This window comes from Bradyrhizobium sp. 1200_D9_N1_1 (assembly GCF_052075915.1).
GTDB classification, from domain to species: domain Bacteria; phylum Pseudomonadota; class Alphaproteobacteria; order Rhizobiales; family Xanthobacteraceae; genus Bradyrhizobium; species Bradyrhizobium diazoefficiens.
In genome coordinates, this window is the sequence record NZ_CP197226.1 from 4,254,169 (window position 1) to 4,279,529 (window position 25,361).

Sequence of the window (25,361 nt, forward strand, 5' to 3'; positions counted from 1 at the left end):
CGAACCCGGAATCCATTGTTCAACAATCTCCGCGGCCTGATGGATTCTCAGATGCGCAATTGCGCATCATAGCTCGCGACTTCGTCGCGCCCCGGAATGACGGCGGCGGGTGTTGGCCGTGCGCATGCCAGCTCCGCCGCGCGGTTCCTTGACGCGGACCGCCGCATTGCCCGTTATGCAGGCACGATTCCGCAACCCCAGCCGGCCGTCCCGTGGCGCTTCCTCCGCTCGATTCACCTCAATGGCAAAGTCCCTGGCGCGCCTTTGCGTGGGGGCTGCGCTCGATCACGCAGACGATCCTCACCATCGTGCTGTTCGTGACCTATCTCGGCATCGGCGCGCTCGCCCACGACACTCATTTCAGCCTGCTCTGGGCGCTCTGCTCGACGCTGTTCGTCTGGGCAGGCCCCGCGCAGATCATTCTGATCACGACGCTCGGCTCGGGCGCGACCGTCATCCAATCGGCGATCGCGGTGACGGTCAGCGCGATCCGCCTGTTTCCGATGGTGGTCTCGGTGCTACCGCTGATGCGCACGCCGAAGACGAAACGGCGCGAGCTGGTCTTCGCCGCGCATCTCACCGCCGTGACGCTCTGGGTCGAATGCCACCGCTTCCTGCCGCAGGTGCCGCGCGAGCGGCGCATCGCCTTTGTCCACGGGCTCGGCTGTGGCCTGGTCTCGGTGTGCCTCACCGCCAACACGGTCGGCTATTTCCTCGCCGCCAACCTGACGCAGACGCTTGGCGCCGCGATCCTGCTGCTGACGCCGCTGTCCTTCCTGTTCTCGACCGCGCGCAACAGCCGCGAGGTCGCCGACGTGGTCGCGCTGGCGCTCGGGATTCTGCTCTACCCGCTGGCGGCGAAGATGAACTCCGGCCTCGACATCCTCGTCAGCGGCGTGGTGGCCGGATCGATCGCCTACGGCGTGCATTGGTGGCGGGAGGTGCGCGCATGAGTTTCGCACAGCTCGTCGGCGACTGGCATGCGCTCGCAGTCCTGTTCGTCGCCGGCGTCGTGCCCAACCAGATCTGGCGCATGCTGGGCCTGTGGTTCGGCGGCGGCATCGACGAGGGTTCCGAACTGCTGGTCTGGGTGAGGGCGGTCGCCACCGCGATCCTGGCCGGCGTTATCGCCCAGATTGTGGTCGAGCCGCCGGGCGCATTGGCAAGCGTGCCCGATGTCCTGCGCTACGGCGCGGTCGGCGCCGGCCTCGTTGTCTTCCTGCTGACCCGCCGTTCGATCTTCGCGGGCGTTGTCACGGGCGAAGTCTTCATGCTGGCCGGCACGTGGTGGTTGGGCTAAAACCTTCGCGAACAGCAAGGAACTGGAAATATGGTTCGCGAAAACGAGCTCCGCGAGGGCGAGGTCGCCATCGAGCTGCCGCCCGCAGAGGATGCCGGCCTCGTCTTCATCGGCCGCATCCGCACGCCCTGGACGTCGCGGCTGGAGACGCCGCGGCAGGGGCGGCACGACGGCCCGATCTGCCGCCTCGAGATCTTCGAGCCGTTCGTGCCGGCCATCAAGGGCGTCGACTTCTACAGCAATCTCGAAGTGCTCTACTGGCTCGACAAGTCGCGCCGCGACATCATCCTGCAAAGCCCGAAGAACAACGAGAAGACCCGCGGCACGTTCTCGCTGCGCTCGCCGGTCAGGCCCAACCCGATCGGCACCTCGATCGTCAAGCTGGTCGGCATCGAGGGCAATGCCATTCTGGTGCGCGGGCTCGATTGTCTCGACAACACGCCGCTGATCGACATCAAGCCTGACCGCTGCGAGTTCACGCCGCTGGCCGCGCCGCAAGCCGGGGATTTCCAGACGGAGTAGTCGTCATTCCGGGGCGATGCGAAGCGTCGAGCCCGGAATCCATCGGGCCGCAGAGATCGTCGTGAAATGGATTCCGGGCTCGCGCCAAGAGGCGCGCCCCGGAATGACGATGTGGAGAAAGTCAGCCCGCCTTCAGCGCCGCGATCAGCTTGGTCGCGTTCTCTTCCAGCACCTTGACGTCTTCCTTACGGCTCGCGGGCGGCAGCATCGCCACCCCGTCGTGGCGCGGCAAGACGTGCATGTGCAGGTGAAACACCACCTGTCCGCCGGCTGGCTCGTTGAACTGTTGCACGGTGATGCCGTCGGCCTTGAACGCCTTCATCGCCGCGGCGGAGATCCTGTGCGCGCCGCGAGCGACATGGGCGTAGTCGTCGGGCTTGATGTCGAGGATGTTGCGGGCAGGGGCCTTCGGGATCACCAGCGTATGGCCCGGCACCCGCGGCATGATGTCGAGGAAGGCGAAGACATGCTCGTCCTCATAGACCTTGTGGCAGGGAAACTCGCCGCGCAGGATCTTTGCGAAGATGTTGTTGGTGTCGTAGGCGGTCATGGCAGCTCCTCGGCGGCTCCTCGGAATTTTGCGCTTACTGTCACCAGCCGCATCGAACCGTCAAGGCGCCTCGTCGGCGCCTTTCCGGAACGGGCCGAGCTCGGCCAACTCCCGTCCGGCCTCGGCGACATAGGCGCGCTCGCGCTTGAGGTAATCGTCGATGGCGCGGCGCAGGCCCGGATCGGCAATGAAGTGGGCGGAATGGGTCGTCTTCGGCAGGTAGCCGCGCGCGATCTTGTGCTCGCCTTGCGCGCCGGCCTCGACGTGTGTGAGGCCGCGGGTGATCGCGAAATCGATCGCCTGATAGTAGCAGACCTCGAAATGCAGGAACGGATGATGCTCGACCGCGCCCCAGTTGCGGCCGAACAGCGTGTCCGAGCCGATGAAGTTGATCGCGCCCGCGATCCAGCGGCCATTGCGGCGCGCCATCACCAGCAGCACGTCCTCGCTCATGGTCTCGCCGATCAGCGAGAAGAACTCGCGCGTCAGATACGGACGGCCCCATTTGCGCGAGCCGGTCTCCATGTAGAATTCGAAGAAGGCGTCCCAGGCCTCCTCGGTGATGTCTTTTCCGGTGAGCCAGTGGATCGTGATGCCGGACGCGAGCGCGTCGCGGCGTTCGCGCTTGATCGATTTGCGGTGGCGCGAGTTCAGGGTGGCGAGGAAGTCGTCGAAGCTCGCAAAACCCTCGTTGTGCCAGTGGAACTGCTGGTCGGTGCGCTGGAGGAAGCCGTGCCCGGCGAGCAGCTTCCACTCCGCCTCCCGCGCGAAGGTGACGTGCACCGAGGAAGCCTTGCTGACCCCGCACAGCGCCACCAGCCCGCTCGCCAATGCCTCCATGATGCGCTCGCGGTCGACACCGTCGCGGACCAGCAGCCGCGGCCCGGTCGCCGGGGTGAAGGGAACCGAGACCTGGAGTTTGGGATAGTAGCGCCCGCCGGCCCGCTCGTAGGCGTCAGCCCAGCCGCGGTCGAAGACGTATTCGCCCTGCGAATGCGATTTCAGATAGCAGGGCACGACGCCGGCAACGCGGCCGTCGATCTTGGCGATCAGATGCCGGGGTCCCCATCCGGTGCGGATCGTGGCCGAACCCGATTTCTCGACGGCGGAGAGAAACGCGTGCGAGACGAACGGGTTATAGGCAGGCTTTAAGAGACCGGCCGAATCGCCTGGAAGCCCGGATGAGGATCCCTTGCCATGCCCGTTGCAAGCCTTTTCGATAAGAGCCTTGCCGGGATTTGCGCAGGCGTCCCAATCTTCGGGCGACACTTCGCCAATGGACGGTACGGCCTCGAGCGTGATTTCGGTTGATGCCATCGTGCCCAAGATCGTGCATTGCAGCAGCGACTTCAAGAGGGCGGGAACTGAGGTGTAGATGCAAACGCGGTATCAGCGATTGTGCAAAGATCTATCCCGAGTCGTCCTGGCGATAGCCAGGACCCATACCCACGGAATTTGGTTTGGCGATGACTCGGAGTTGCAGCTTCGGGCCACGACTCCTCCCTGGGGTAATGGGTCCTGGCTTTCGCCAGGACGACCCTAGGGCTACGGCACGAACCCCTCAAAGATCATCTGGTCCGCATACTGCCCGACCCGCGTCCGCTGCTCGGGCGTGCGGACGGTCCAGCCGAGCAGGGCGCAGCCGAACACATTGCGGGCGATCCAGGGGGCGGGTGCCGGGAGGTGGTCGACCTTGAAGGCGACGAAATGCGGCTGGGTCTGGAAGCCGTGGCGCAGGTACAGCATGCTGTCGCGCTGCGCCTCGGTCAGCTTGGCCCAGTACTCGTCTTCATAGCTCCGCTGCGCGACGATGCCGCGCGGGCGGGAGGGCAGCAGCTCGCGCAGCGCCAGCACCTGGTCGGGATCGAAGGACATGCCGACCGCGGGGCCCTGATAGGACGCCAGCACCTCGGCCATCCGCTTCACCAGCTTGCGGTCGCCGTCAAAATGGCTCTTCACCTCAATCACCAGCGGCACCCGGCCGCCAACCATGGCGCAGAGGTCGGACAGCGACATCATCCGCTCGTCCGTGTCCTTGAACCTGATCGCCCTCAGCTCCGCCGCGGTCCTCTCGATCACCTCGCCGGTGGCCTCGGTGAGGCGGCCGAGCGCATGGTCGTGATGGACCATGGCCTCGCCGTCGGCCGAGAGCTGGATGTCGACCTCGATCGAGAAATTGCCTGCGATCGCAGCCTGGACCGCGCCCGGCATGTTCTCGACGATTCCGCGGGAAATGTCGTGCAGGCCGCGATGGGCGACCGGCCGGGCTGTCAGCCAATCAGGGGCGCGCATTCGGGTCAGGTGACCTCGAACACACCCTCGACCTCCACAGCCGCATCCGCGGGGAGTGAGGCGACGCCGACGGTGGTGCGGGCATGGCGGCCCTTGTCACCGAAGGTGGCAACCATCAGGTCGGAGGCTCCGTTGAGCACCTTCGGCCCGTCCAGGAAGTCCGGCGCCGAGTTGATGAAGCCGCCGAGGCGTACCACGCGCACGACCTTGTCGAGGTCGCCGAGGGCCGCCTTGACCTGGGCCAGCAGGTTGACGGCGCAGCCGCGCGCGGCCGCGGCACCTTCTTCGATCGAGACGCCGGCACCCAGCTTCCCCTTGGCGATCAGCTTGCCCGCGGGATCGAAGCAGACTTGGCCGGAGACGAACAGCAGATTGCCGGTGCGCACGAACGGCACGTAGTTGGCCACGGGGGTGGGCGCCTCGTGCAGCTTGATGCCCTGTTCCGCCAGTTTCTGCTCGACCGTGCCCGCCATCTTCGACCTCGTTGTCCAAAAATCATCCACCCCGGGCGCGTCCCATCGGCGGCCCGGGCGCGCCCTGTTTCGCCCATCGTGCCGCCACATGCAAGCAACCCCGGCGGGCTGCGTTTTGTTGAGGCAGGGCAGGAGGTTCAGGGCGAGGGCCGCAACTTTACGTGAAACGGCCTCAGTTGCGACGCAATGGAACGGTCATTAAAATGTCGAATCTGCGCTTCCCAAGGACGCATCTTCAAGGAACAGACATGATGCACCTTTTCCGGACTTCGCTCGGTGTGATGGCGCTCGCGGCGGCCGCTTGTGGCCCCGGCGGCGGGGCGCTGGCCGCCAACGGTCCGTTCCTCGCGCATCAGGCGCTCTATGACCTCAGCCTCGTCAAGTCGCGCTCCAATTCGGTCAACAGCGCGCGCGGCCGCATCCTCTACAATTTCACCGGAAGCTCCTGCGAGGGCTACACCTCCGAATTCCGCCAGGTCTCCGAGCTCGACAGCGGCGAGGGCAAGATCACGCTCAGCGACCTCCGCTCCAACTCCTGGGAGGACGCCGCGGGAAAAAGCTACCGTTTCAAGATCGAGACGCGGATGAACGAGGCCGACGCCGGCCGGGTCGACGGCTCGGCCGAGCGCGACGGCGACCACATCAACGTCAAGCTCAAGCTGCCGGCGCCGAAGAGCTTTACGCTCGACGGCAAGATCGTGTTCCCGACCGAGCAGATCCAGCGCATCATCGCCGCCGCCAAGGACGGCAAGTCGCTGCTCGAGCTGTCCGTCTATGACGGCTCCGACGACGGCCAGAAGGTCTACAACACGCTGACCGTGATCGGCCAGCCGATCCCCGCCGACCGTGCCTCCTCGACCGATCCGTCCACCACGGACGAGCACATGAAATCGCTCAAGCGCTGGCCCGTCACCGTCAGCTATTTCGACCGCGACGCCCAGCAGAAGGAAGGCGAGCAGACGCCGATCTATGCAATGGCATTCGAGCTCTATGAGAACGGCGTCTCGCGCCAGCTCGTGCTCGATTACAATGATTTCGTCATCTCGGGCGCGATGGGCAAGTTCGACGTCAAGGACAGCAAGCCCTGTAATTGAACGTCGATCGTCATTCCGGGGCTCGCGAAGCGAGAACTATGGTGCGCAATTGCGCACCTGAGAATCTCGAGATTCCGGGTTCGGTCCTGCGGACCGCCCCGGAAGGACGGCGAGAGTTGTTTGTCGGCTCTCACTCCGTGTCGTCATTGCGAGCGCAGCGAAGCAATCCAGAATCTCTTAGAGGAACGATTCTGGATTGCTTCGTCGCAAGAGCTCCTCGCAATGACGGGCTGGCCCTCAGCTCCCTCTCCCGCTACGCTCTCTCCCAACCACAAACCTCCGGGAGCCAGCTCCATGCCCAAGCTCGACCATCTCCGCCCCAGCGGCCTGCACCACAATCCGGCCTATTCCCACGTCGTCACCGCCACGGGCGCGCGGACGATCTACATCTCGGGCCAGGTCTCGACCGACGAGGAGGGGCGGATCGTCGGCGAGGGCGATATCGCCGCGCAGACGACGCAGGTGATGCAGAATCTCGGCCTGGCGCTGAAAGCTGCCGGCGCGAGCTACGCCAACATCGTCAAGATCACGACCTTCGTGGTGAACTACAAGCCGGAACTGCGCCCGATCATCGGCAAGGCCCGCTCCGCCTTCTTCGAAGGCATGGAGCCGCCGGCCTCCACCCTCGTCGGTGTCTCCGCGCTCGCCGCGCCGGAATGGCTGATCGAGATCGAGGCGGTGGCGGTCGCGGATTGAGGTGCGGACGGAATGACTTTGCAGAATTCCATTCGGATCGCTGCTGCCTTGATGAGCAGGAGCGATGGGCGCGTCCTGCTGGTCAGGAAGAAGGCTACCGAAAGCTTCATGCAGCCCGGAGGAAAGATCGAGATCGGCGAGCATCCGCAGGACGCGCTGAGGCGCGAATTGTCGGAGGAGCTCGGGATCGATATCGATCCGAGCGAGATGACCTATGTCGGGCGATACACTGCGCCTGCCGCGAATGAGCCGGGCCGGCAGGTCGATGCGGAAGTATTCCGCATCGTCATTGCGCATCCGGTCGCTCCGGGAGCCGAGATCGAGGAGATTCTCTGGCTCGATCCGTCCACGCCCGGAGCTGTCAAACTCGCGCCTTTGACGCGGGACAACCTACTTCCGCTGTGTTCGTGAATCCCGTAGCCCGGATTGCGCTTCGCTCCACCCGGGCTACGAGTGCTTCGCTTTGGACATCTCCCGCAGAACGGCCATCGCCTCATCGGCCTGGTCGACAGCCACAAAGAGATGGTCGTGGTGGAAGGCCGAAACGGCATTCACGCTGATGCCGGCTTCGGCCAGTCGCGCCGTGATAGCCGCCAGAAAGCCCACCGCATCGAGTGCGGAGTGAACCGTCAGGGTGATCGGGCGCGATGCAAACGCGTAGCGTAAGCCTGATGCCTCGGCTTCTTCGCGTGGGATCACCAGCGTCGTTCCTTCCTGCTCGCGGAACGTCAGCAGTGGGTTGACCGCTGCGGGAATGGGCTCGTTGGGCGGGATCGTGCAAAACACGAAGGCGCCGGGCTGCATCTCCGGCTTCATGTTTTTCAACAGCACGCTGAGGTCGCGTTCGCCTGTCACGGTGCCAGCTCCTGGGCGGGCGGGATCGTTTGAGCCCTTGCGAAGCTATCGGCGCCGGAAGCCGTTGGAGTCACGGTCAACATACCTTTGTATATCTCTTGCAATCCTTCTCATACGCTGACCTTACGCTGGTACAATTGAGCGACGGCGGGAGATTCTTACAATTTGAGTCCACTCGGGTCACTGCGAGGAAGCTCAAATGAACGTCATCATTCGAAAGCTCAACGGCCTGTGGCACCTCGTCGTCGGGTCTTGTCAGATCCGAACTCCGTTCCTGGAGACTCAGGATCGGCAGTTGGTCGTTCAGTATGCCCGGCGCGTCTATCCGGGTGCGCGGATCTTCGAACGCGACTGAATTGAGCAGGACTCGATCACTCCTGCTGTCCTGTTTCGGGACCATCATACGCGATGCCACGAATGACGGCGGAGTTGCCGAACTTCTTGCGCAGACTGTCCACCGCGCGCTCGGCGTGGGCGGCGCGGCGGTCGAGCATGTCGGTGTCGTCGGCGGGCGAGCCTTCGCGCAGTGCGCTGACGCCGGCGCCCATCAGGCGGAAGGCGGTACCGTCGATCTCCTTGGCCAGCATCTCGCGGCAGATCGAAAAGATCTTTGCGGCGAGCTGCGTTGGCGCTGCGATCGACTGCGAGCGCGTGCGCTGGCGGAAGTCGGCGGTCTTCAGCTTCAGCGTGACGGTCGAGCCGGCAAGCTCGCTGCTCTTCAGCCGCGACGACGTCTTCTCGCAGAGCCGCCAGAGAATCTTCTCCAGCGTCGCGAAATCGCGGATGTCGGTCTCGAAGGTGGTTTCGCTGGAAATCGTCTTGGCGCCCCGATCGGGCTCGACGCGGCGGTCGTCGATGCCGCGGGCAAGCCGCCACAGCCGGCGGCCGTCGCTCGGAAATTGCCGCATCATCTCGATCTCGTCGGCCTTCTGAAGATCGGCGATGATGCGGAAGCCGCGCTGCACCAGGCGTTCCTGCGTCGCAGGACCGACGCCGAAGATGAAGCCGACCGGCCTCGAAGCCAGCATCAAACGCGCTTCCTCCTGATCGAGTGCGGCAAAGCCGCGCGGCTTGTCGAGGTCGGAGGCGATCTTGGCCAGGAACTTGTTGCAGGAGAGGCCGACCGAGACGCTGATGCCGATGTCGCGCTCGATGTTGCGCGCAAACCGCGCCAGCACCTTGGCCGGGATCATGCCGTGGACCCGCTCGGTGCCGGAGAGATCGAGGAAGGCCTCGTCGATCGAGAGCGGCTCGACCAGCGGCGTCAGCGCCTGCATGGCCTGGCGTACCTCGCGGCCGACGCGGACGTATTTCGCCATGTCGGGACGGATCACGATCGCGTGCGGGCAGGCATCGAGCGCCTTGAACATCGGCATCGCCGAGCGCACGCCATAGGTGCGTGCGATGTAGCAGGCGGCCGACACGACGCCGCGCTTGCCCCCGCCGATGATGACGGGCTTGTCGGCGATGTCAGGATTGTCGCGCTTCTCGACTGTCGCATAGAAGGCGTCGCAGTCGATATGGGCGATGGTCAGGCTCGAGAGCGCGCGGTGGCGGACGAGGCGAGGGGAACCGCAAGCCGAGCAGCGCCGCACGCCCATATCCAGATCGACCAGGCAATCCCGGCAGAAGCAGCGGGGCCCGGCCGGGTCGGAGACGGTCACGGCACGTCGCGCTCCCAGGTCCGGTCGCCGAGCGCGTCGCCCAGCACCTGCCGCGCCGCGGCAACGTTGGTCGGATGCAGCTCCGAGGCCGTGGCAAAGGCCTTCACGGTCGCGTCATCGCGCAGCACGAAATCGAGTACGCTGAGGAGGAAATTGGGGTCCGAGGCGGCGTTCCGAAGGGTCTCCGGGCCGACACCTGTCTCGGCCAGGAACAGGCCCAGCCGCTCGGGCTCGCCCGCGACAAAGGACAATGCCTGAATCGCAACGATTTCAGCGACTTCGCGGGGGTTGTGAACAGGCTTTTTCAAGGGCCCAGTTTGCCTTTCCGTTAACTTTCAGTGTCTACTTTGGAATATGCCCGAGTCTCGCGCCTGAGTCTTGCGACGCCCGACAAGCAACTGGAAACCACATCGCAGAAAGTGGCCCCTCGGGTTTAACGAAACTAGAGCGAATCTGAGGCTAGTTTGAATCCAGTTTTCGAAGCGCCGGGGAGCGGCGCCTGAGGCGTCACATGTATCGGGCTTCGTGCCAATCAGGAGGACGGGATGGCTAAGACCGTCCTGATCGTGGAAGACAACGAGCTCAACATGAAGCTCTTCCGCGACCTGTTGGAGGCGCACGGTTACCAGACCACGGGCACCAGCAACGGCTACGAGGCGCTGGATCTCGTTCGGAAAATGCGGCCCGACCTCGTGCTGATGGATATCCAATTGCCGCAGGTCTCGGGCCTGGAGGTGACGCGCTGGATCAAGGACGATCCGGAGTTGCGCTCCATTCCCGTCGTCGCGGTCACGGCCTTCGCGATGAAGGGCGACGAAGAGCGCATCCGCGAGGGCGGCTGCGAAGCCTATTTGTCCAAGCCGATTTCGGTCGGCAAGTTCATTGAGACGGTCCGGCGTTTTATCGGATAGGAAGTGAGTTCAAAGTGTCCGCGCGTATCCTGGTTGTCGATGACGTTCCTGCCAACGTCAAACTCCTCGAGGCCCGGCTTTCCGCCGAATATTTCGACGTGATGACCGCCTCGAACGGCACCGAGGCGCTGGCGATCTCCCGCCGCGCCGAATGCGACATCATCCTGCTCGACGTGATGATGCCCGACATGGACGGCTTCGAGGTCTGCCGCCGTCTGAAGACCGATCCGGCGACGCACCACATCCCCGTCGTGATGGTGACGGCGCTCGACAGCCCGTCCGACCGCAACCGCGGGCTGGAAGCGGGCGCCGACGATTTCCTGACCAAACCCGTCTCCGACGTCGTGCTGATCGCACGCGTGCGCTCGCTGACGCGGCTGAAGATGATGACCGACGAGCTGCGCATGCGCGCCATCACCTCGCTCGAGATCGGCATGCAGGCGCCGGAGCGCACTGCGGTCGCCGACACCGGCAAGGGCGGCCGCATCCTGCTGGTCGACGACCGCCAGTCCTCCTATGAGCGGCTGGCGAGCCTGCTCGCCGCCGAGCACACCGTCGATGTCGAGCCGAACCCGACCGAAGCGCTGTTCCACGCCGCCGAGGGCAATTACGACCTGCTGATCGTCTCGCTCGACCTCAACAATTTCGATGGCCTCAGGCTGTGCAGCCAGGCGCGCTCGCTGGAGCGCACGCGCCACGTGCCGATCCTGGCGATCGCGGACCCCGAGAATTCGACGCGGCTGCTCCGCGGCCTCGAGATCGGCGTCAACGACTACCTGCTGCGACCGATCGACAAGACCGAGCTGCTGGCGCGCGCCCGCACCCAGATCCGCCGCCGCCGCTACACCGATCATCTGCGCGACAACGTGCAGAATTCGATCGAGATGGCGATCACCGACGCGCTCACCGGCCTGCACAATCGCCGCTACATGGAGAGCCATCTGGCGACGCTCGCCGAGCAGGCCGCAACCCGCGGCAAGCCGCTCGCGCTGATGATCCTGGACATCGACTATTTCAAGTCGATCAACGACAATTACGGCCACGATGCCGGCGACGACGTGCTGCGCGAATTCGCGGTGCGCGTGCGCAAGTCGATCCGCGGCATTGATCTCGCCTGCCGCTATGGCGGCGAGGAGTTCGTCATCGTGATGCCGGAGACCGATCTCCACGTTGCCGGCATGGTCGCCGAGCGCCTGCGCCGCTCGATCGCGGGCGAGCCGTTCGCGATCCACAAGGGCACCAAGCGCATCGAGGTCACGATCTCGATCGGCCTCACAACGCTGGAGCAGAAGGGTGAGGCGGTCGCCGACGTCCTCAAGCGCGCCGATACCGCGCTGTATCGCGCCAAGCACGACGGCCGCAATCGCGTGGTCTCGCAGGCGGCGTGAGGGCGGCTCGCACAAAAGTCGCGAAAACAACCCTATGCACAGTAGCCGGCGCTAGCCGGATCAAGGGCTTATGCGGGTAGCAAACAGGCTTGCGCCTGCAGCGGCGCCATTTGACCCGTCGGGCAAAACAGGGGCATATTGGTATCGTCGGGTAGTGGGACAAATACTGCGGCCACATACTCAGTGTCGTCCCGGCGGAGGCCGGGACCCATAACCCCAGGGAGGGGTTGTGGTGCGAGCAGGTAACTCCGAGTCTTCGCCAAACATTTGCCTGTGGTTATGGGTCCCGGCCTTCGCCGGGACGACAGTGTTTATTGTGGCGCGGGCTTGCGTCCCTTTGTCGGCTTCGCACCATCCCCCACATCCACCCCGGCATTCCGCAGCAGCACCTTCGCCGCTTCCTTCGCGGCACGCGCCATCGCGGGGTCGTCGCGCACGAGGTCCTGGGCGATGGAGCCGTCGACGAGCAACACGAGCTGAGTTGCCAGCGCGTCCGCATCGGCAACACCGAGCTCGTTGAGCCGCTCGCGAAACCAGACGCGGCGGCTTTCCTTGAAGGCGACCGCGATCTTCCTCACCGCGCGGTCCTTTGGGCCGAGCTCGGCCACCGCATTCACGAACGGGCAGCCGCGAAAATCCTTCGCCGCAAAACGGCGCTCCAGCGAATCGAAGGTGGCGAGGATCTGCTCGGCCGGCGGCTTGTCGGAGGGGCGCGGAGCTACGAAACGGCGCTCGAGGTAAGCCGCGATCAGCGCGTCCTTGGAGGGGAAGTGGTTGTACAGCGTGCGCTTGGAGATGCCGATCTCGGCCGCGATGGTGTCGACGCCGATGGCGCGAATGCCTTGCAGATAGAACAGCTTGTCGGCGGTCTCGAGGATCCGCTCCTTCATCGTCTGTGGGGTCGTCGGGGGAGCCATGCAGCAGCGCGCGTCCTGTTCGCTTGACAGCGTGCACCTTTTCATAGCCTAAGTACACAGGTCTGTGTAACTAAAATCAACTGATATTGCAGACGTCGGCGCTCGCGCCGCGCCCACGAGGGAGAAGAAACATGCCCCTGTTGCAGGTCCTGCGGCCGACATTGCCCATCCTGATCGGCGCCTCGATCATGCTGACGCTAAGCATGGGGTTGCGGCAGAGCCTCGGCATCTTCATGCAGCCGCTGACTCACGGCATCCACATTTCGATCTCGGATTTCACGCTGGCGCTCGCCGTGCAGAACCTCGCCTGGGGCTTTCTCCAGCCGCTCGCCGGCGCGATGACGGTGCGCTACGGCTTCCGCCCGATCATGATCGTCGGCTCGCTGATGTACATCGCAGGCCTCATTCTGATGGCGACCGCGGGCGGGCTCGTCAGCATCATGATCGGCGCCGGCGTGCTGATCGGCACCTCGCTCGCCTGCACCGCGGCGGCGATCGCGATGTCGGTGGCCGCGCGCGCTGTGCCCGAGACCGTCCGGTCCACCGTGCTCGGCATCGTCTCCGGCGCGGGCTCGCTCGGCGCGCTGCTGTCCGCGCCGATCGGGCAGTTGCTCAACGAAGGCTTTGGCTGGCGCATCGGGCTCGCCGGCTTCGTCATCATGTCGGTGCTGATGATCCCTGCGGCCTGGTATGCGGGGCGTGTCGACAAGGTCCCGCTGCCGAAGCCGGCCGCCGACGACATCGGCGACGCCACGGCCGCATCGGTGGCGACGGCCGCGTTCGGCAACGCCTCCTTCGCGGTGATGACCTGCGCCTATCTCGTCTGCGGCATGCAGCTCGTGTTTCTCACGACGCACCTGCCGTCCTACCTCGCGATCTGCGGCCTCGATCCGATGCTGAGCGCGCAGACGCTCGGCATGATCGGCGGCTTCAACGTGCTGGGCTCGCTGTTCTTCGGCTGGGCCGGCCAGCGCTGGAATAAGCTCGCGCTGTTAGGGGGCATCTACATCCTGCGCTCGCTGGCGCTCGCCTGGTACTTCATGCTGCCGGCGACGTCGTTCTCGACGCTGCTGTTCGGCGCCATCATGGGCTTCCTGTGGATGGGAGTAGGGCCGCTGGTGGCAGGCGCGGTCGCCGAGATGTTCGGCCTGCGCTGGCAGGCGATGATCCAGGGCCTCGCCTTCATGAGCCACCAGATCGGCAGCTTCCTCGGCGCCTACGGCGGAGGGGTGCTCTACGACGCGCTCGGCTCCTACACCATGGCCTGGCGCATCGGCGTCGCGCTCGGTCTTGCCGGCGGCATCGTGCAGGTGGCGTTCGCGCTGATCCGGCCGTCGCAGCCGCCGGTGCTGCGGACGGCGTAGCCGGGGCGGGGACTCGTGAGCGACGGTTTGGGGGGATGCGGATGTCGCCGCTCGCAACCCGAAGCCGACACAACGGCGCAAGCCGAGGGGCTGTCGGTTCGGCGCCTCTGAGGATCTCACGGAAATGAGCTGTAGCTGCGCAGCCGATTGCAGCGCCTGCAGGGCGATTGCTGCTTAACGGAGACGTCGCCGCCAGTCGCTCGGTGTCACGCCGGCGAGTTTTCTGAACGCCGCGGCAAAGGCGGTTTGGGAGGCGTACCCGAGCGCCGCTGCGATCGAGACGACCGAATCGTCAGTATCGCGCAGCATGTTCATGGCTTGCTCGAGTCGGTACTGGCGGAGCCAGGCATGCGGCGAGAGCCCTGTGCTTTCCTTGAAGGCACGACAGAAATGGAAGCGTGACAGGCCGGCATCCGAAGCAAGCATCGCGAGAGAGACATCGGAATCGCTCTCCGAGCGCAGGCGATCGATCGCGCGGCGGAGGGCTGTTGGCGACAGCCCGCCGATCAGTGCCTGGATCGCGGTAGGCGAACCGACGTGCGCGGCCAAGATGCGGGTGGCCAGGAGATCTGTCAGTTGATGTCTGAACAAGGCATCCAGGGCCGCATTGCCGTCCAGTGCATCCGCTGCACTCAGCAGCAGGCGGGATGTGATGGGATCGGGATGCCCCGTTCGCTCCATGAGGTCGCCAGGTGCAGCCGCGCGGGCTTCCCGGGCAACACGATCGAGCGTCGTGTGGGGGAGGTAGAGCTGAACGACATTGATGTCCCCGGCAATGTCCCATCGGGCGCTTGAGCCCGCCGGAATGATCGTCACCACGCCGGAACGGGCCGTTCCGATCGCGACCGACTTGCCGGCGCGCCGCTCAAGTCGCTGCACGCCGCACGGGTAAGTCATGACGACATGATTGGCCATGGGTTCAACGACGTCATGCAGGGCGCCATGTTTCCAATGGGCGATGGCGCCGCCCAACGGATCGGAGGCCATACGAATTGGCGCGGTCTTGAGGACCCGCGCCATCTCCACATCGGCCGGGCGGAGCTCGGGAACCGGAACGTCCCTCGGGTGCGCCGCCGGCGAGAACAGAGCCGCCAAGGGATCGTGCAAGATGGTTTTGTTCATGGGCTTGTGCTCGACATTGTCGTGCGCCGTCCTATCCGATGGCGAACAAGCTAAGCCCAACCGTCGCGAATGGCCCGTCATGCGTTGTGAAATGTTGTTAGGGGGCGTCAGTCCTTCCCCTTGGTAGTGTGAGGACTGCACGGCAATTTCCCGACCGTTGGCCTGACGCGGGACCTTGGCCTAAAATGTGGTCCGGAGCATGGGCACAATGCGACGGTTCCAATGACGACGCACGGCAAGGAAGTCCTGTCGTTCGGGCCGTTTCGCCTGACTGCAAGCGAACGGTTGCTCACCAAAGACGGAGTTCCCGTCGACTTGGGCGCACGCGCCTACGAAATTTTGACCGCTCTTGTCTCCACGCCGAATGAAGTCATCAGCAAGAAAGACCTTCTGTCGCTGGTCTGGCCCAACGTCACGGTCGAAGAGGGCAGCCTGCGCGGTCAAATGGCCAGCCTGCGCAAGATGCTCGGCGACGGAAAAGACGGCGCGCGATACATAACGACCGTGGCCGGTCGAGGCTACTGCTTCGTAGCGCCAGTCTCACGGTCGCTCGGGGAGCCCGAGGCGGCATCAGCTGCCGCTGAGAGCTTTCGAAACGCCAACCTGCCTGTCCGTCCCGCAGGATTGATCGACCGGGAAGATGATCTGCAAAGGGTCGCCGCCCAACTGGAAGTGGCGCGCTTCGTCACGGTGGTCGGCCTCGGAGGCGTCGGCAAGACCACGCTCGCGACCGCGCTCGGGCACCACCTGATTGAGGCATTCGGGGGCGCGGTGCTGTTTGTCGATCTGAGCATGTTGAGCGATTCACGGCTGGTGACGAGTACCGTCGCATCCATGCTGGGACTATCGGTGCGATCGGACGACGCTACGCCGAACCTGATCGCCTATCTTCGGGACAAGCGGGTCCTGTTGATCCTCGACACCTGCGAACATCTGATCGAGTCGGTAGCGACCTTCGCGTCGTGCGTCTTCAGAGAGACCCCGCAAGTCCACATACTCGCGACCAGCAGAGAAGCGCTACAGGTTGATGGGGAGCAGATCTATCGACTGGAGCCGTTGGCATGCCCGCCAGACGACGCGATGCCAACGGCGGCAATTGCGCGATCGTTCCCAGCTACGCAGCTGTTCGTCGAACGCGCAGCGGCGAGCGGCGCCCGGTTGGATCTCGACGATGCAGACGCGCCAATCGTGGTCGGTATCTGCCGGAAGCTGGACGGCGTGGCATTGGCCATAGAGCTGGCAGCAAGGCGCGTCGAGGCCTATGGATTGCGCGATACGGCGGCTCTGCTCGACCAGCGCTTGACCTTGTTGTGGCTGGGTTCGCGCACCGCGCCGCCGCGTCATAAGACTTTGCAGGCAACGCTGGACTGGAGCTACCGGTTGCTTTCCAGCGTCGAGCGGCTGGTACTTCGCCGGCTGGCCGTGTTCGTCGGACATTTCACGCTGGACGCAATGCTCGCGGTGGTCACAAGCGTCAACGTCGACCAGACCGCCGTCCTTGGCGCGATCGACAGCCTCATTGCCAAGTCGATGGTTACGACCCGCCCGATCGGAGCCATGATGCGCTATCGGCTGCTTGATACGACGCGCACTTACATTCTCGGGACGGAAATCACCGATCCGGAGGTTGCCGATCTGGCCGTGCGCCACGCAAACTACTTTCGGCGCTGGTCGGAGCAGGCGGGAAGGGAATGGGCAGCGTTGTCGAGCGGCGCTGAAAGGGAGGCGCACCTTGCCGACCTCAACAATGTCCGGGCGGCGTTGGAATGGTGTTTTGGCGAGGGCGGCGATCCCGAAATCGGGATCAAGCTGGCGGCAGCCGCAGCGCCTGTCCTTTTGGCGATGTCGCTGTTGTCCGAATGCTATCGCTGGTCGCAGCACGCAATCGTCGCGCTGGAAGGCAGGACCCGCGGCGAACCGGAGGAGATGCAGCTCCAGGCAAACCTCGGGGTTGCGTCAATGCACATGAACGGGCCGAGCGACGCAGCGCGTGCGGCGTTGGACCGAAGCCTCGCGATTGCGGAGGCAGGCGGCAACGTGCTCAGCCAAGTTGGAATTCTCGGCACGCTGTCGATGTTCTGCACGCGCGACGGCGAATTCAAGACTGCGCTGGATCATGCAAGGCGCGCGCGGACGGTTGCCGGGGCCGCCGAGGACCCTCACGCGATGGCCCTGGCCCAATCGGCCGTGGGCAGGGCGCTCCACTTCATCGGTGAGCACGGCAGCGCCCGGTCGGAGCTCGAGGCTGCGCTCCAGCATTGGTCGCACGCCCAGCGGGCCTATCTTGGGTTCGATGACCGTATCCTGGTTGGCCTCGGCCTTGCGCGGGGCCTATGGGTGCAGGGGCATCCCACCAAGGCCGCGGTCCGCGCGCGCGAGACAATCAAAGACGCGGAATCCAGCACCAATCCCGCATCGCTTGCTGTCGCTCTTGCCTGGGCTCCGGACGTATTCGTCTGGAACGGCGATCTCGCAAGCGCCGAAGCACATGCTGACCGCCTGGTGGCGCATGCCCGGTCCCATTCCCTGGGCCCCTATCTTCATGTTGGCTACGGGTACAAAGGCATCCTCGCGATCCGTCGTGGCGATGCAAGGGGCGGCGTCGACACACTTCGCGGTTGCCTGAAGCACTGCCACGCGATGCACTACGAGGTGCGCAACACGGAGTTCAACATTCTCCTGGCGCAAGGGCTCCTCGCAATCGAACAGGTCGGCGAAGCCATAAGATTGGTCGACGACACGATCAGCCGGGCCGAGGAGAATGGAGATCTCTTCTTCATGCCAGAAGCGTTGCGTGTCAGGGGATGCGCCGTCCTGGCTATGCCGACCCGGGTTGACGATGCGGAACGCTGGTTCAAGCAGTCGCTCGAATTGAGCCGTCGCCAAGGCGCGCCCGCCTGGGAGTTACGCACCGCAATCGATCTGGCTGCGCTGTTGGCGGGTCGAGGGCAACCTGACGATGCCTGCGGGCTGTTAAGGCCCGTGTTCGAGCAATTCACGGAAGGCCTGGAGACGGCAGATCTGGCAGCTGCCGGCCGCCTGTTGGCGTCCCTGGTCGGCAGGACGAACTCGTGATGGAGACGGCCGTTGGCGCCGACTGCTGGCGCCAACGTTGGAATCGGACGGCTTCAACGTGGCGACCCGCGGCAAGCGCGGGCCGACATCCGGGGCTGAGTTCAAGCGGACGGGACTAGCGCGGACGCCCCGACCGCTTGAGTTCTGCGACCTTAAACCTGTTGCCGGCGGCCAGGCTGCTGCAGAACCAGTGGGCTCTGTTTCGATTCTCGCCCAGGAACACCTTCGTCTCGACGCAATTCTCGTAGGACGTATGGGTGATGGTGTCTCGGCACGTTGGCGAGAAAGGTCCATAATCTATGTTGCCGCCCGACTCGCTACAGCCAATCCAGGGCTCCTTGCCGTGTGGGAAACTTGATGCACAGCCCCCGTTGCAGCTGCTGGCGACTTTCTCCAGGCTGGCCTCCCCATCACTGAACCCGGTGCATACGAAGGCGTCCGTGCGGTTGACGATGACGTTTGAACGGTTGACGCAGTCCGGCGCGATGATGCCCCGGTGTTTGCCGCCCGCTGCGGCGCCGGTGGCTTCGTCAATTGCTTCGGTGCATCGACCGTGACGGGGGGAAGTGTGGCGGCGGAGCCGGTCGGGATCTGCGACGCGGCGGGACCGCACACCAGGACGGTTGACAAGACAGCGACAGTTGAAGGCACGACAAGGCTTGATGACAATCTCATGACCATGTCCTTCCCAAATCCGGGACGGAAATGCCGTTCCGGTAAGTGCACGGTAACATACATTCCGGATCGGGCAACCGAGGGTTGAGCGGATGTCTGCCGGTGGCCCGCGGCCGAGATGGCAGCCATGCAGAACGCGGAATGCTCGCGCCGTCATTGCGAGCCACCGGCCGCGCAAAGCGCGGCGCGATGACAGGCTCCGCGAGGCAATCCAGGGTGCCTCTGCAGAACGACTGGATTGCTCCGCAATTTTGTCGCGAGCTCCTCGCAATGACGGCGTGGAGAAGGAGTAGCGCGTCAGCTTCAGTCTCGCGCTCCGGACCCAGCGCCACAGCGCCCGCGCGTTGCCGCGCGCCCGGGACACGACAGACAAAATAAAAACGGGGCCATGAGGCCCCGTCAAAAGTCCGTAGCGTATCCCGCGATCTTACTTGATCTTCTTACTTGATCTTGGCTTCGCGGAATTCGACGTGCTTGCGCGCGACCGGGTCGTACTTCTTCTTGACCAGCTTGTCGGTCATGGTGCGCGAATTCTTCTTGGCGACGTAGTAGAAGCCGGTGTCGGCCGAGGACACGAGCTTGACCTTGATGGTGACCGCTTTGGCCATGTTCAGAACCTCAGAAATGAAGGGAATCTGGAGCCGGCCAAACGGCCCGCGTTGGCCGGCAACCTAGCCAGAAACCGCCTGATGTCAAGGTTTTACACCCTGAAAACCACCCAAATCGGGCCCATTACGCCTCGAAGAAACGGTTTTTCGGCCGCGGCAGGCCCAGATTCTCCCTCAAAGTGGCCCCTTCATACTCTTTGCGGAAAATCCCGCGCCGCTGGAGCTCCGGGACCACCTTGTCGACGAAATCGTCGAGGCCGGCGGGCAGGAACGGGAACATGATGTTGAAGCCGTCGGAGCCGCGCCCGACCAGCCATTCCTCCATCTGGTCGGCGATGGTCTTAGGCGTTCCGACAAAGGCCAGCCCGCCATAGCCGCCGACGCGCTGGGCGAGCTGGCGGACGGTGAGCTTTTCGCGGGCGGCGAGGTCCACCATGCGCTGCCTGCCGCTCTTGCTGGCGTTGGTCTCGGGGATCTCCGGCAGAGGCCCGTCCGGGTCGAAGCCCGACGCATCGGTGCCGAGGATGACGGAGAGCGAGGCGATGGCGCTGTCGTAATGCACGCGGCTGTCGAGCAGCGCGCGCTTCTCCTTGGCTTCATCGACGCTGTCGCCGACCACGACGAAGGCGCCGGGCAGGATCTTGAGATGTTCAGGGTCGCGGCCGACCTTCGCCATGCGGCCCTTGATATCGGCGTAGAGCTTTTGCCCGTCGGCGAGGCTGCCGCCGCCGGTGAACACGGCCTCCGCCGTCTCGGCCGCAAGCTGCCTGCCGTCTTCGGAGGCACCGGCCTGCACGATCACCGGCCAGCCCTGCACCGGGCGGGCGATGTTGAGGGGGCCGCGCACCTTCAGGTATTTGCCGTTGTGGTCGAGCGTGTGCATCTTCGAGGGCTCGAAGAACAGCCCGCTCTCGACATCGCGCACGAAGGCATCGTCGGCGAAGGAATCCCACAGGCCGGTGACGACGTCGTAGAACTCGCGGGCGCGCTTGTAGCGCTCGGCGTGCTCCATGTGATCTTCGAGCCCGAAATTCAGCGCGGCGTCCGGGTTCGAGGTGGTGACGATGTTCCAGCCCGCGCGGCCGCCGCTGAGATGGTCGAGCGAGGCGAAGCGGCGCGCGACGTGATAGGGCTCGTCAAAGGTGGTCGAGCCGGTCGCGATCAGGCCGATCCGCTCGGTGACGGCCGAGAGCGCCGACAGCAGCGTGAACGGCTCGAACGACGTCACGGTGTGGCTGCGCTTGAGCGCGTTGATCGGCATGTTCAGCACGGCGAGGTGATCGGCCATGAAGAAGGCGTCGAACTTGCCGGCCTCGAGCTTCCTGATCAGCGTCTTGATGTGGCCGAAATTGAAATTGGCGTCCGGCCAGGCCCCCGGATAGCGCCAGGCGCCGGTGTGGATGCTGATCGGGCGCATGAACGCGCCAAGCTTGAGTTGCCGTTGTGCCATCGCCCCGTATCCGTTCTGGGTGTCGTTGGGGAAAGACATAGGCATGAGTGGCAACTCCGCCATTGGGGGAGGCGGGAAGAATTTTTCGTATTTCGCGATCCACTCAGCACAATCCCGTCATTCCGGGGCGCCGCGTCAGCGGCCAGCCCCGGAATGGCGGTGAGGGAGTGGGCCGCCCATCGAACCAATCCGCTGCTCGCTCCGACCAAAGCCATGACCTCGTGAGGAGACCATCAATGGCAGGCGCGATGACAGTGGATGGCGGCATGGTCCGTATCGACCGGGCGATGCCCTGGGTTGGCCGGCTGCTGTCGTTGCCGCTACTGGCGGCCAGCGGTTATCTGCTGTGGAATGTCGCGCTCGGCCTGCGCCAGGATTTCTCCGGCTTCGGCCGGCTCGCCGATGATCTCGTGCCGGTGCTGGTGTTCACCGGCCTCGGGCTGCTCGTCGGCATCCCCGGCCTGATCCTGCTCACCTTCCGCTATTTCGTCGTGCTCAACGAGACGCTGCGCCAGATCGTCATCACCAGCCAGTTCGGCCCGCTGAACATTCGCAGGCATCGCAATCTCGCCGACTATCATTTCATCAGCATCACCGACGACTACGATGCGGATCTGACGACCTATGACGTCAATCTCTGCGGCAACAAGGGCACCGAGCCGATCAACCTGATGAGCTTCACCAGGCGCGAGGAGGCGGACAAGCTCGCGGGCGAGATCGGCCGCGTCCTCAAGCTGCCGGCGCGCGACTATGTCGGCACCGAGCCGGATAGCGACGACGCATGATAAGAATACTCGATCGGCTTAGCCCGGTTCATTTCTCCCTACGGGAGAGGTGAGCAGTCAGCTCAAAATATCCTTCTGCATCTTGCCGCCGTAGAAATGGAAGAACGGCACCGGCGCGTCGTGGCGGAGCGGGCCGGTGGCAAGGCGCGTGTCGAGCTCGTTGAGCACGTTGCGCGTCATCGGATGCAGATCGGCGAGCGGCTTCGAGCCGAGTTCGACCCAGACCAGCTCGACCAGCTCCGCATCCGCATGGATCACGCCCTCGACGCGATGGGTGATCGCGGAGGCATCCGCGGTGAAGAAGCGCGTGTCGAACCGCTTGACGCGACCGGGCGGGGTGATGGCGCGCGCGATCAGGAACAGGCCTGAGGGGTCGGGCAGCAGGCCCGCATCCGCAAACGGCTTCCAGGCGCTGTCGAGCTTGGGCGCTTTCCCCTCGGCCTTGCGCCCGAGGCAGAGGCCGGTCTCCTCGCAGGCCTCGCGGATCGCGGCGATCGCCAGCGATTTTGCGCGTGAGGCCGGCGTCTTCGGGCTGCCCTTGGCGAGGTTGGCTTCCAGCTCGGAGGTGATGGGGGCCGCACACGGCACACGGTAGTCGGCCTTGTCGACGCGGCCGCCGGGGAAGACGAACTTGCCGGGCATGAACACCACCTTGTCGTGGCGCTTGCCGACCAGGACTTTCGGAACGGCGCCGCTGCGATCGACCAGGATCAGTGTCGCCGCATCCTTCGGGCGGAAATAGGGATGATGGTCGGCTTCCTTGCCCTCGTGGATCTTTGCCTTCTCGGCTGCCTGCAACGTGTCCGTCATGTCCTCACCCAAACCGCTTCTTGCTTATTGCTTACACCGGCGGAATACCATCCGGAGGGTTGTCGTCAAAGCCGTGCATGCGCAGAGCCCATTGCAATCCGACCACGGCGCCCTTGACCGGCTGGAGCAGCGCGAGCGAGGCGAAGAACGTGAAGGGCAGGTAGGCCGCGAAGCTGAGCCAGACCGGCGTCGTGTAGTTGGTCTCGATCCAGAGGATGCCGGGCACCACGATGTGGCCGACGATGACGATGACGAGATAGGCGGGCAAATCGTCGGCGCGATGCGGCGTGAAGTCGAGGCCGCACGCCGAGCAATGATCAGCGGTCTTCAGGAAGGCGCGGAACAGTTTTCCTTCGCCGCAACGCGGGCAGCGGCCGCGAAAGCCGCGCTTCATTGCCGTCCAGACATCGCGCTTCTCGACGAGGCCGGTCTCGCGCGTCCAGATTTTCGGGGCCGTGCTCATCGTCACCATGCCTTGCCCTTCTGGCCTTTGCCCTTGTTCTTCTTGCCCTTGCCGGGCTTCTTCGGCTTCGCCGGCTTGTGCTTCTTCGCCGGACTGCGTCCGGGATGCGCCTTGAACGAGGGGCGGCGTTGCCGACCGGATGCCCTGCGGCCCTGCGGCGCGGTCTCGCCGCTTGACGACAGCAGCTCGAAGCGCAGCGCGCCCGCGATCGGAGCTGCTTCTATCAGACGGACGTCGACCACGTCACCCAGCTGATGCATGGCGCCGCTGCGCGTGCCGACGAGGGCATGGCGGCTCTCGTCATAGTTGAAATATTCCGTGCCAAGGGATCGGATCGGGATCAGGCCGTCGGCGCCGGTCTCGCTCAGCTTGACGAACAGGCCGGCGCGCGTGACGCCGGAAACGCGGCCCTGGAAGCTGGAGCCGATGCGGTCGGCGAGATGGTGCGCGATCAGCCGGTCCACGGTCTCGCGCTCCGCCTTCATCGCGCGCCGCTCGGTCACCGAGATGTGGGCTGCGACCTCGCCGAGCGTTTCCGGTGTCTCGGTGTCGGGCAGCGCACCTTCGCCAAGGCCGAGCGCGCGGACCAGCGCGCGGTGCACGACGAGGTCGGCATAGCGGCGGATCGGCGAGGTGAAATGCGCGTAGCGGCGCAGGTTCAGGCCGAAATGACCGTAATTCTCAGCGGAATATTCGGCCTGCGCCTGGGCGCGGAGCACGACTTCGCTCACCAGCGGGAAGTGGTCGTGGCCCTCGAGCTGGGCCAGCACGCGGTTGAACAGGGCCGGGCGCAGCGCGCCTGATTTGGCGAAGGGAACGTCGAGCGTCTCCAGAAACTCCGCGAGCGCGTGGACCTTCTCCAGCGTCGGCTCGTCGTGCACGCGGTAGATCAGCGGCAGCGACTTCTTCTCGAGCATTTCCGCGGCAGCGACGTTGGCGAGGATCATGAACTCCTCGATCAGCTTGTGCGCATCGAGACGCTCGGGAACGATGACGCGATCGACCGTGCCATCGCTCTTCAAGAGGATCTTGCGCTCGGGCAGATCGAGATTGAGCGGATCGCGCTCGTCTCTTGCGCGCTTGACGCAGGCATAGGCGGTGTAGAGCGGCCTCAGGATCGGATCGAGCAGGGGGCCGGTGGTGTCGTCAGGCCGGCCGTCGATCGCGGCCTGCGCCTGTGCGTAGTTCAGCTTCGCCGCCGAGCGCATCAGGATGCGGTGGAACGTATGCGAGCGCTTGCGGCCGTCCGGGCCGATCACCATGCGCACCGCCAGCGCGCCGCGCGGCTCGCCCGGCACCAGCGAGCAGAGATTGTTGGAGATGCGCTCCGGCAGCATCGGCACGACGCGGTCGGGGAAATAGACCGAGTTGCCGCGGTCGAGCGCATCGCGGTCGAGCGCGGTGCCCGGCCGCACGTAGAAGCTCACGTCGGCAATGGCGACGTTGACGATGAAGCCGCCCTTGTTGTTGGGATCGTCGTCGGCCTGCGCATGGACCGCGTCGTCATGATCTTTCGCATCGGGCGGATCGATGGTGACGAGCGGGACGTCGCGCCAGTCCTCGCGCCCCTTCAGGTTCGCCGGCTCCGCCGCTTCGGCTTCACGCTCTGCCGCGGGGCGGAATTGCAGGGGAATGTCGTGCGCGTAGATCGCGATCAGGCTGATCGCCTTCTCCGACTTGACCGAGCCGAGCTTCTCCTTCACGCGGCCTGAGGCGAGGCCAAAGGCGCGTGAGCGGACGATGTCGACGCTGACGAGGTCGCCGTCCTGGGCGCCCTGCGTGTCGGCCGCGGCAATGTTCAGCTCGCGGTCGGCAGATTTCTTGTCGACGGGAACGAGCCGTCCGCCGCCTTCGGGCAGACTGCGGAACACGCCGAGGATGCGGCTCTTGGCCTTGTCGAAGACCTTGATGATGTGGCCGCGATAGGCCGGGCCTTCGGTCTCGTCGATGCGCTCGACGCGCAGCAGGGCGCGGTCGCCGACGCCGGCGGCGGTGCCGGGCTTCGGCCGGCGCGGCATGACGATGAGGATTTTTGGCGGTTCGCCGCTTTCGACCTCGTCCCATTCGGTGGGGGAGGCGATCAGCTCGCCATCGGAGTCGCGGCCGGTGATGTCGGCGACCAGCGTCGACGGCAGGGTGTCCGGTTCCGAGACCTTGTGGCGCTTCTTCTTGATGGTCCCGTCGTCGGCGAGCTCGCGCAGCATGCGCTTGAGCTCGACGCGATCGGCGTTCTTCAGGCCGAACTCGCGCGCAATTTCGCGGGTGCCGACGTTTCCCTGATTTGCCTTGATGAAGGCGACGATGGCTTGCCTGTCGGGAAAGCCACGGTCATTCTTGCGTTTCACTT

Annotated in this window: 26 protein-coding genes; 12 read left to right on the top strand and 14 right to left on the bottom strand. The window is 64.7% G+C overall.

Features of this window, described 5'->3' with window-relative positions:
- The first annotated feature begins 212 nt into the window (after positions 1 to 212).
- Genes AB5K84_RS20510 through tsaA form a run of 3 tightly spaced genes read left to right on the top strand, consistent with a single transcriptional unit; the run spans position 213 to position 1,822 of the window.
- Entirely contained in the window at positions 213 to 953 is a 741-nt protein-coding gene (locus AB5K84_RS20510) for an AzlC family ABC transporter permease (protein WP_060912523.1), read from the top strand.
- Positions 950 to 1,300, top strand: a complete 351-nt coding sequence (locus AB5K84_RS20515) for an AzlD domain-containing protein (protein ID WP_110116292.1) — start codon at positions 950 to 952, stop codon at positions 1,298 to 1,300. Before AB5K84_RS20510 ends, AB5K84_RS20515 begins: the two co-directional genes overlap by 4 nt.
- Before the next feature lie 30 nt (positions 1,301 to 1,330).
- A complete protein-coding gene (tsaA, locus tag AB5K84_RS20520) occupies positions 1,331 to 1,822 on the top strand; it encodes a tRNA (N6-threonylcarbamoyladenosine(37)-N6)-methyltransferase TrmO (protein ID WP_011087894.1) in 492 nt (163 codons plus the stop codon).
- A gap of 121 nt (positions 1,823 to 1,943) precedes the next feature.
- Here tsaA and AB5K84_RS20525 read toward each other — a convergent pair whose 3' ends face one another.
- The 4 genes from AB5K84_RS20525 to AB5K84_RS20540 all read right to left on the bottom strand — a co-directional run bounded on the left by AB5K84_RS20525 (position 1,944) and on the right by AB5K84_RS20540 (position 5,137).
- A complete protein-coding gene (locus tag AB5K84_RS20525; RefSeq protein WP_011087893.1) occupies positions 1,944 to 2,372 on the bottom strand; it encodes an HIT family protein in 429 nt (142 codons plus the stop codon).
- Positions 2,373 to 2,432: 60 nt separating this feature from the next.
- Positions 2,433 to 3,689, bottom strand: coding sequence for a GNAT family N-acetyltransferase (locus AB5K84_RS20530; protein WP_011087892.1), 1,257 nt, complete (start codon positions 3,687 to 3,689; stop codon positions 2,433 to 2,435).
- Between the two features lie 228 nt (positions 3,690 to 3,917).
- Positions 3,918 to 4,664, bottom strand: a complete 747-nt coding sequence (locus AB5K84_RS20535; RefSeq protein WP_441232597.1) for a glycerophosphodiester phosphodiesterase — start codon at positions 4,662 to 4,664, stop codon at positions 3,918 to 3,920.
- A gap of 5 nt (positions 4,665 to 4,669) precedes the next feature.
- A complete protein-coding gene (locus tag AB5K84_RS20540) occupies positions 4,670 to 5,137 on the bottom strand; it encodes a RidA family protein (protein ID WP_110116290.1) in 468 nt (155 codons plus the stop codon).
- Positions 5,138 to 5,385: 248 nt separating this feature from the next.
- Here AB5K84_RS20540 and AB5K84_RS20545 point away from each other — a divergent pair, with 248 nt between their 5' ends.
- The 3 genes from AB5K84_RS20545 to AB5K84_RS20555 all read left to right on the top strand — a co-directional run bounded on the left by AB5K84_RS20545 (position 5,386) and on the right by AB5K84_RS20555 (position 7,338).
- Complete coding sequence (locus AB5K84_RS20545; protein ID WP_028171560.1) at positions 5,386 to 6,231, top strand: cell envelope integrity EipB family protein; 846 nt, start codon at positions 5,386 to 5,388, stop codon at positions 6,229 to 6,231.
- A 294-nt stretch (positions 6,232 to 6,525) separates the two neighbouring features.
- Positions 6,526 to 6,927, top strand: a complete 402-nt coding sequence (locus AB5K84_RS20550; protein ID WP_028171561.1) for a RidA family protein — start codon at positions 6,526 to 6,528, stop codon at positions 6,925 to 6,927.
- 12 nt (positions 6,928 to 6,939) lie between these two features.
- Positions 6,940 to 7,338: an NUDIX hydrolase gene (locus AB5K84_RS20555; RefSeq protein WP_110116289.1), complete on the top strand. Its 399-nt coding sequence runs from the start codon at positions 6,940 to 6,942 to the stop codon at positions 7,336 to 7,338.
- Positions 7,339 to 7,374: 36 nt separating this feature from the next.
- Here the strand turns inward: AB5K84_RS20555 and AB5K84_RS20560 are convergent, their stop codons facing one another.
- A complete protein-coding gene (locus AB5K84_RS20560) occupies positions 7,375 to 7,782 on the bottom strand; it encodes an ACT domain-containing protein (RefSeq protein ID WP_110116288.1) in 408 nt (135 codons plus the stop codon).
- A gap of 199 nt (positions 7,783 to 7,981) precedes the next feature.
- Between AB5K84_RS20560 and AB5K84_RS20565 the strand changes: the two genes are divergently transcribed.
- On the top strand, positions 7,982 to 8,137 hold the full coding sequence (locus AB5K84_RS20565) for a hypothetical protein (protein ID WP_165448163.1): 156 nt from the start codon (positions 7,982 to 7,984) through the stop codon (positions 8,135 to 8,137).
- A gap of 16 nt (positions 8,138 to 8,153) precedes the next feature.
- Here AB5K84_RS20565 and AB5K84_RS20570 read toward each other — a convergent pair whose 3' ends face one another.
- The gene (locus AB5K84_RS20570; RefSeq protein ID WP_011087884.1) at positions 8,154 to 9,446 is read right to left on the bottom strand and encodes a DNA polymerase IV; all 1,293 of its coding nucleotides are present in this window, start codon (positions 9,444 to 9,446) and stop codon (positions 8,154 to 8,156) included.
- On the bottom strand, positions 9,443 to 9,754 hold the full coding sequence (locus AB5K84_RS20575) for a DUF3572 domain-containing protein (protein WP_011087883.1): 312 nt from the start codon (positions 9,752 to 9,754) through the stop codon (positions 9,443 to 9,445). Before AB5K84_RS20575 ends, AB5K84_RS20570 begins: the two co-directional genes overlap by 4 nt.
- A 237-nt stretch (positions 9,755 to 9,991) precedes the next feature.
- Between AB5K84_RS20575 and AB5K84_RS20580 the strand changes: the two genes are divergently transcribed.
- Together AB5K84_RS20580 and AB5K84_RS20585 are read left to right on the top strand one after the other, a co-directional pair.
- Positions 9,992 to 10,357, top strand: coding sequence for a response regulator (locus AB5K84_RS20580; RefSeq protein ID WP_007603272.1), 366 nt, complete (start codon positions 9,992 to 9,994; stop codon positions 10,355 to 10,357).
- A gap of 14 nt (positions 10,358 to 10,371) precedes the next feature.
- Complete coding sequence (locus AB5K84_RS20585) at positions 10,372 to 11,745, top strand: PleD family two-component system response regulator (protein ID WP_028171565.1); 1,374 nt, start codon at positions 10,372 to 10,374, stop codon at positions 11,743 to 11,745.
- A 311-nt stretch (positions 11,746 to 12,056) separates the two neighbouring features.
- Here the strand turns inward: AB5K84_RS20585 and AB5K84_RS20590 are convergent, their stop codons facing one another.
- Entirely contained in the window at positions 12,057 to 12,662 is a 606-nt protein-coding gene (locus tag AB5K84_RS20590; RefSeq protein WP_171463775.1) for a TetR/AcrR family transcriptional regulator, read from the bottom strand.
- A 131-nt stretch (positions 12,663 to 12,793) separates the two neighbouring features.
- Here AB5K84_RS20590 and AB5K84_RS20595 point away from each other — a divergent pair, with 131 nt between their 5' ends.
- Positions 12,794 to 14,026, top strand: a complete 1,233-nt coding sequence (locus AB5K84_RS20595) for an MFS transporter (protein WP_441232598.1) — start codon at positions 12,794 to 12,796, stop codon at positions 14,024 to 14,026.
- 174 nt (positions 14,027 to 14,200) lie between these two features.
- On the opposite strand, the gene AB5K84_RS20600 is transcribed toward AB5K84_RS20595, so the two are convergent.
- Positions 14,201 to 15,148: a helix-turn-helix transcriptional regulator gene (locus AB5K84_RS20600; protein WP_028171568.1), complete on the bottom strand. Its 948-nt coding sequence runs from the start codon at positions 15,146 to 15,148 to the stop codon at positions 14,201 to 14,203.
- Between the two features lie 222 nt (positions 15,149 to 15,370).
- Between AB5K84_RS20600 and AB5K84_RS20605 the strand changes: the two genes are divergently transcribed.
- Positions 15,371 to 18,223: an ATP-binding protein gene (locus tag AB5K84_RS20605; RefSeq protein WP_011087878.1), complete on the top strand. Its 2,853-nt coding sequence runs from the start codon at positions 15,371 to 15,373 to the stop codon at positions 18,221 to 18,223.
- Between the two features lie 1,115 nt (positions 18,224 to 19,338).
- Here the strand turns inward: AB5K84_RS20605 and rpmG are convergent.
- Together rpmG and AB5K84_RS20615 are read right to left on the bottom strand one after the other, a co-directional pair.
- Positions 19,339 to 19,506 (bottom strand): 50S ribosomal protein L33, encoded by a 168-nt coding sequence (rpmG, locus tag AB5K84_RS20610; RefSeq protein WP_007603295.1) that lies wholly within the window; start codon positions 19,504 to 19,506, stop codon positions 19,339 to 19,341.
- A 124-nt stretch (positions 19,507 to 19,630) separates the two neighbouring features.
- Entirely contained in the window at positions 19,631 to 20,956 is a 1,326-nt protein-coding gene (locus AB5K84_RS20615) for an LLM class flavin-dependent oxidoreductase (protein WP_011087876.1), read from the bottom strand.
- Between the two features lie 236 nt (positions 20,957 to 21,192).
- On the opposite strand from AB5K84_RS20615, the gene AB5K84_RS20620 reads away from it, so the two are divergent.
- Complete coding sequence (locus tag AB5K84_RS20620; protein WP_038966364.1) at positions 21,193 to 21,741, top strand: hypothetical protein; 549 nt, start codon at positions 21,193 to 21,195, stop codon at positions 21,739 to 21,741.
- Positions 21,742 to 21,798: 57 nt separating this feature from the next.
- On the opposite strand, the gene AB5K84_RS20625 is transcribed toward AB5K84_RS20620, so the two are convergent.
- The 3 genes from AB5K84_RS20625 to rnr are packed head-to-tail and all read right to left on the bottom strand — an operon-like array spanning position 21,799 to position 25,359.
- A complete protein-coding gene (locus AB5K84_RS20625; RefSeq protein ID WP_011087874.1) occupies positions 21,799 to 22,551 on the bottom strand; it encodes an NUDIX hydrolase in 753 nt (250 codons plus the stop codon).
- Positions 22,552 to 22,582: 31 nt separating this feature from the next.
- Positions 22,583 to 23,023: a DUF983 domain-containing protein gene (locus AB5K84_RS20630; protein WP_011087873.1), complete on the bottom strand. Its 441-nt coding sequence runs from the start codon at positions 23,021 to 23,023 to the stop codon at positions 22,583 to 22,585.
- Complete coding sequence (rnr, locus tag AB5K84_RS20635; RefSeq protein ID WP_011087872.1) at positions 23,017 to 25,359, bottom strand: ribonuclease R; 2,343 nt, start codon at positions 25,357 to 25,359, stop codon at positions 23,017 to 23,019. Before rnr ends, AB5K84_RS20630 begins: the two co-directional genes overlap by 7 nt.
- Positions 25,360 to 25,361 lie beyond the last annotated feature (2 nt).

What these genes read in the sequence shown, in the direction of transcription:
- AB5K84_RS20515 (WP_110116292.1), top strand. Translation starts at nt 950, where the DNA reads ATGAGTTTCGCACAGCTCGTCGGCGACTGGCATGCGCTCGCAGTCCTG.
- tsaA (WP_011087894.1), top strand. Translation starts at nt 1,331, where the DNA reads ATGGTTCGCGAAAACGAGCTCCGCGAGGGCGAGGTCGCCATCGAGCTG.
- AB5K84_RS20525 (WP_011087893.1), bottom strand. Translation starts at nt 2,372, where the DNA reads ATGACCGCCTACGACACCAACAACATCTTCGCAAAGATCCTGCGCGGC.
- AB5K84_RS20530 (WP_011087892.1), bottom strand. Translation starts at nt 3,689, where the DNA reads ATGGCATCAACCGAAATCACGCTCGAGGCCGTACCGTCCATTGGCGAA.
- AB5K84_RS20535 (WP_441232597.1), bottom strand. Translation starts at nt 4,664, where the DNA reads ATGCGCGCCCCTGATTGGCTGACAGCCCGGCCGGTCGCCCATCGCGGC.
- AB5K84_RS20540 (WP_110116290.1), bottom strand. Translation starts at nt 5,137, where the DNA reads ATGGCGGGCACGGTCGAGCAGAAACTGGCGGAACAGGGCATCAAGCTG.
- AB5K84_RS20545 (WP_028171560.1), top strand. Translation starts at nt 5,386, where the DNA reads ATGATGCACCTTTTCCGGACTTCGCTCGGTGTGATGGCGCTCGCGGCG.
- AB5K84_RS20550 (WP_028171561.1), top strand. Translation starts at nt 6,526, where the DNA reads ATGCCCAAGCTCGACCATCTCCGCCCCAGCGGCCTGCACCACAATCCG.
- AB5K84_RS20555 (WP_110116289.1), top strand. Translation starts at nt 6,940, where the DNA reads ATGACTTTGCAGAATTCCATTCGGATCGCTGCTGCCTTGATGAGCAGG.
- AB5K84_RS20565 (WP_165448163.1), top strand. Translation starts at nt 7,982, where the DNA reads ATGAACGTCATCATTCGAAAGCTCAACGGCCTGTGGCACCTCGTCGTC.
- AB5K84_RS20580 (WP_007603272.1), top strand. Translation starts at nt 9,992, where the DNA reads ATGGCTAAGACCGTCCTGATCGTGGAAGACAACGAGCTCAACATGAAG.
- AB5K84_RS20590 (WP_171463775.1), bottom strand. Translation starts at nt 12,662, where the DNA reads ATGGCTCCCCCGACGACCCCACAGACGATGAAGGAGCGGATCCTCGAG.
- AB5K84_RS20595 (WP_441232598.1), top strand. Translation starts at nt 12,794, where the DNA reads ATGCCCCTGTTGCAGGTCCTGCGGCCGACATTGCCCATCCTGATCGGC.
- AB5K84_RS20600 (WP_028171568.1), bottom strand. Translation starts at nt 15,148, where the DNA reads ATGAACAAAACCATCTTGCACGATCCCTTGGCGGCTCTGTTCTCGCCG.
- AB5K84_RS20605 (WP_011087878.1), top strand. Translation starts at nt 15,371, where the DNA reads ATGACGACGCACGGCAAGGAAGTCCTGTCGTTCGGGCCGTTTCGCCTG.
- rpmG (WP_007603295.1), bottom strand. Translation starts at nt 19,506, where the DNA reads ATGGCCAAAGCGGTCACCATCAAGGTCAAGCTCGTGTCCTCGGCCGAC.
- AB5K84_RS20615 (WP_011087876.1), bottom strand. Translation starts at nt 20,956, where the DNA reads ATGGCACAACGGCAACTCAAGCTTGGCGCGTTCATGCGCCCGATCAGC.
- AB5K84_RS20620 (WP_038966364.1), top strand. Translation starts at nt 21,193, where the DNA reads ATGGCAGGCGCGATGACAGTGGATGGCGGCATGGTCCGTATCGACCGG.
- AB5K84_RS20625 (WP_011087874.1), bottom strand. Translation starts at nt 22,551, where the DNA reads ATGACGGACACGTTGCAGGCAGCCGAGAAGGCAAAGATCCACGAGGGC.
- AB5K84_RS20630 (WP_011087873.1), bottom strand. Translation starts at nt 23,023, where the DNA reads ATGGTGACGATGAGCACGGCCCCGAAAATCTGGACGCGCGAGACCGGC.